We start from the raw sequence: 3,799 nt of genomic DNA, 5'->3' as shown, positions 1-3,799 counted from the left end.
GTGAAGCTTATTATGCGTCTAGTTGTTAATTGACTCATAAAAATTTAATCCTAAAGCTTTAACAACTCCGTACTCTCCACTTGTCCTCTAACTAAAAAATATTCTTATACAGCAAGATTTACAGGTTTCTATAATATGGCTACGCACATAGAAATTCCAGTTATTGGCAAAGTTAAGTATCCATCGCGCTGGCTGATCGGGCTGATGGCGGGGAGTGCCTTGGTTGTGGGTACTGTAACAACTTACACCTTGGTAAATCAAGGGGCAAATAAAGAAGATATTACTCAATTAACTGTGCCAGTTGCAGCGCAAAACGTCACGTTGCGGATTACAGCTAGTGGCAAAGTCGTACCAATTCAGAGCGTAAATATTAGCCCGAAGAATCCCGGAGTGCTGTCGCAATTATACGTGGAACAAGGCGATCGCATTCAACAAGGGCAAATTCTCGCCCGCATGGATAGTGCCGGTATTGAGGCTCAAAGGAGCCAGTACCGTGCTAACTTAGCCCAAAGTCAAGCACAGCTAGCCGAAGCCCTTGCTGGTAGTCGTCCTCAAGAAATCGCTCAAGCTAGGGCGCGATTAGCACAAGCTCAAGCCCAGCTAACCCAAGCTAAAGCCGGTAATCGTCCCCAAGAGATTGCTCAAGCTCAATCTCAAGTAGATGCGGCTCAAGCAAGGGTGAATTACACCAGCGAACAGGTAAAGCGTTACCAATATCTATATAAAGAAGGAGCAGAGAAAAAACAATTACTCGATCAAGCCATCAGCGACGACAAAAGTGCTAGAGCCAATTTAGAAGAAGCGAAAAAACGATTATCCTTAGTCCAAAGTGGGACTCGGACTGAAGAAATCGACCAACGTCAAGCCGCTGTTAACGAAGCACGGGCAGCACTGGTACTCTTAGAAGATGGCACTCGTTCTGAGGAAATTGTCCAGCGTCAAGCTGCTGTTGCTTCTGCTGAGGCTCAGTTAAAGGGTGTAGAAGTGCAATTGGAAGATACTATTATTCGCGCTCCTCTGTCGGGAATTGTCACCCAAAAGTATGCCGAACCAGGTGCGTTTGTCACACCCACAACTTCTGCTTCTACTAGTGCATCGGCAACTTCTAGTTCAATTGTCGCCGTAGCAAGGGGTTTGGAAATATTAGCTCAAGTTCCCGAAGCCGATCTTGGCAGAATAAAACAGGGACAGCAGGTGGAAATTGTCGCTGATGCCTATCCCGATCAAGTTTTTAAAGGTCATGTGCGTCTGATTGCTCCAGAAGCAGTGGTGGAACAAGGTGTGACATCCTTCCAGGTGCGGGTTGCTCTCGATACTGGTATAGATAAACTGCGTTCTGGCTTAAATGTGGATCTGACTTTTTTAGGCGATCGCGTTAATAATGCCTTGGTATTACCAACGGTGTCAATTGTCACCGAAAAAGGTAGAACCGGCGTACTTGTACCCGATACAAAGAATAAACCCCAGTTCCGTGAAGTTACAGTTGGGGCACAAATTCAAGACCAAACTCAGATTTTAGAGGGAGTTAAAGAAGGCGATCGCATTTTTGTTAACCCACCCAAAGACTACAAAATTGAAAAGGCTAAAGAACAAAATAATTCGTAATTCGTAATTCGTAATTATATAAGATATGAACCTCCTCGAAAGTATGAATATGGCGGGGAAAACCCTGCTGTCAAATAAACTGCGTAGCGCCCTCACGATGTTGGGTATAGTTATTGGCAACGCTTCGGTGATTGCCATGATTGGCATTGGTGAAGGTGGGCAGAAGTATGTGAATAAACAGTTGCAGTCATTAGGGCCAAATGTGCTATTTGTACTGCCAGGTAATCGAGAAACTCAGCGAATCTCCTTTGAAGTGCCAAAAACTCTAGTTTTGCAAGATGCGGAAGCGATCGCTTCTCAAGTACCAACAGTAGTAGGAGTTGCACCAGAGTTAAACAGAAGACAGGTAGTTACATATCGCAACAGAAACACCGATGTCAACATCATTGGTACAACTCCCAGTTTTCTATCTGTGCGGGATTTTGAAACTGATAAAGGCAGGTTTTTCTCTGAGGTAGACATCAAGCGAAGTAACCAAGTGGTAGTGCTGGGTGGAGACTTGGCAGAAAAACTATTCGGTAATAGTAACCCTGTAGGACAGCAATTGCGAGTTGGAAATACCAGCTTTCAAGTAATTGGGACGTTAACAGCTAAAGGTTCCAGCGTGGGAGCAGATTATGATGATGCTGCCTTAATACCAATCACCACATCAGCAAACCGACTTGTGGGCAAAAATTCTCCTTATGGTATTGCCTTAGATTATCTCGTTGCTGCCGCTCGTGATTCCGATAGCGTGGATGCAGCAGAATTTCAAATTACTAATTTGCTGCGTCTAAGACACAAAATTAATGGTGAAGATGACTTTACTCTCCGCAGCCAAAAAGATGCTTTGCAAACTGTCGGTCAAATTACAAGTGCATTGACAATTATGCTAGCTGCGATCGCAGGTATATCCCTGTTTGTCGGCGGCATTGGCATCATGAATATTATGCTAGTCTCCGTCACCGAACGCACCCAAGAAATCGGATTGCGAAAAGCGATCGGAGCAACGGAACAAGATATTTTGCTACAGTTCATCATTGAGGCAGTGATTGTTTCCGCAGCTGGCGGCTTAGTCGGGACTGCGGTTGGTGTCAGTGGCATTTTATTAGTGGGAGCCTTGACTCCTTTAGAAGCGAGTCTTTCTCCTGTAGCAATTACTATGGCTGTTGGTGTCTCTGGAGGTATTGGTTTATTCTTTGGCGTTGTTCCTGCACGTCGCGCTGCTAAACTCGACCCGATTGTGGCTTTGAGAAGTGCCTAATACTCTGTCAAGCCAACAATGCTTGGTAAGCAAGTTCGTAGTCAGGACTTTAGTCCTTAATTTTCTAAGCAAGTTCGTAGTAAGGACTTTAGTCCTTAATTTTCTAAGCACTAAAGTGCTTACTACAAACTTTTCATTACTAGCTTAGACATTGTAATAGTTGAGCGATTGATAAAGGCATCGATGCGCGATCGCTACAATCCATTGAAGTAATTTTGCTGAAAAACGGGAAGACTATGGTTAATCCCAAATGGGGAAATTTCTATAAAAATCCTGAACAGCAAAATGCTCAAAAAATCTCTACTTAACTGTTTAATTTTGCCTTTTTCTCTAGTGCCCTGGCTCTGTGTGGGAACGCTTTTTGATTCTCAAGCCAATGCTTTACCAGGACAAAGTACAGAAGAGGTAGGCACTTGGATTAAAGCACATCCGACACTCCGCCCCAGGAGAGGAGAGAAATTATTTGTGCAAAAGACTGATACTGCTGCCCAACGATTTACTTTTCAAGCGTCGGTATTGCCTCCTGGTAGAGTGGAGTTTTCCAAAGACCGTGGCAGAATTCGGACTGAGCGTATTACTATGTATGATGCTATTAACGGCATGACATTTACACGTCTCCAAGAATCCTTGCGGGTGATTTATGGCTTGGAGATTTATCAAGATTACGATCGCGCCCAAGTCGTGTATCAATATCCCAACCAGAAGGTAGTTAATTCAGCGCGTTTGGCTAAAACTCCGATTCGGGAAGCTTTAAAGGGAGAATTACGAGTAGGCGATCGCTATGTATATTGGGTGGAAGTTGCCCAACCCAAGACTGGCAAAGCTTTTACCGGTCAAATGACCGTTTTGCTCAAAACTGATCTAGACAAGTTAGAAAATGAACTGCAAATTCGTTAATGGGCATCTGAGTGCTGAGTGCTGAGTGCTGAGTTAGGAGTGAGGAGTGAGGAG

Annotated in this window: 3 protein-coding genes; all 3 read left to right on the top strand. The window is 44.2% G+C overall.

All coding sequences use genetic code 11. The features are described from left to right. The first annotated feature begins 135 nt into the window (after positions 1-135). The 3 genes from IQ229_RS17470 to IQ229_RS17460 all read left to right on the top strand — a co-directional run bounded on the left by IQ229_RS17470 (position 136) and on the right by IQ229_RS17460 (position 3,745). Positions 136-1,605 (top strand): efflux RND transporter periplasmic adaptor subunit, encoded by a 1,470-nt coding sequence (locus IQ229_RS17470; protein ID WP_194045875.1) that lies wholly within the window; start codon positions 136-138, stop codon positions 1,603-1,605. Between the two features lie 25 nt (positions 1,606-1,630). Next, the gene (locus IQ229_RS17465) at positions 1,631-2,848 is read left to right on the top strand and encodes an ABC transporter permease (RefSeq protein ID WP_194045873.1); all 1,218 of its coding nucleotides are present in this window, start codon (positions 1,631-1,633) and stop codon (positions 2,846-2,848) included. Between the two features lie 285 nt (positions 2,849-3,133). Next, a complete protein-coding gene (locus tag IQ229_RS17460) occupies positions 3,134-3,745 on the top strand; it encodes a hypothetical protein (protein WP_194045871.1) in 612 nt (203 codons plus the stop codon). Positions 3,746-3,799 lie beyond the last annotated feature (54 nt).

Origin of the sequence: Nostoc cf. edaphicum LEGE 07299 (assembly GCF_015207245.1) — a bacterium.
GTDB classification, from domain to species: Bacteria; Cyanobacteriota; Cyanobacteriia; order Cyanobacteriales; family Nostocaceae; genus Nostoc; species Nostoc edaphicum_B.
This window is presented reverse-complemented; position numbering and strand designations above follow the sequence as displayed.

What these genes read in the sequence shown, in the direction of transcription:
- IQ229_RS17470 (WP_194045875.1), top strand. Translation starts at nt 136, where the DNA reads ATGGCTACGCACATAGAAATTCCAGTTATTGGCAAAGTTAAGTATCCA.
- IQ229_RS17465 (WP_194045873.1), top strand. Translation starts at nt 1,631, where the DNA reads ATGAACCTCCTCGAAAGTATGAATATGGCGGGGAAAACCCTGCTGTCA.
- IQ229_RS17460 (WP_194045871.1), top strand. Translation starts at nt 3,134, where the DNA reads ATGCTCAAAAAATCTCTACTTAACTGTTTAATTTTGCCTTTTTCTCTA.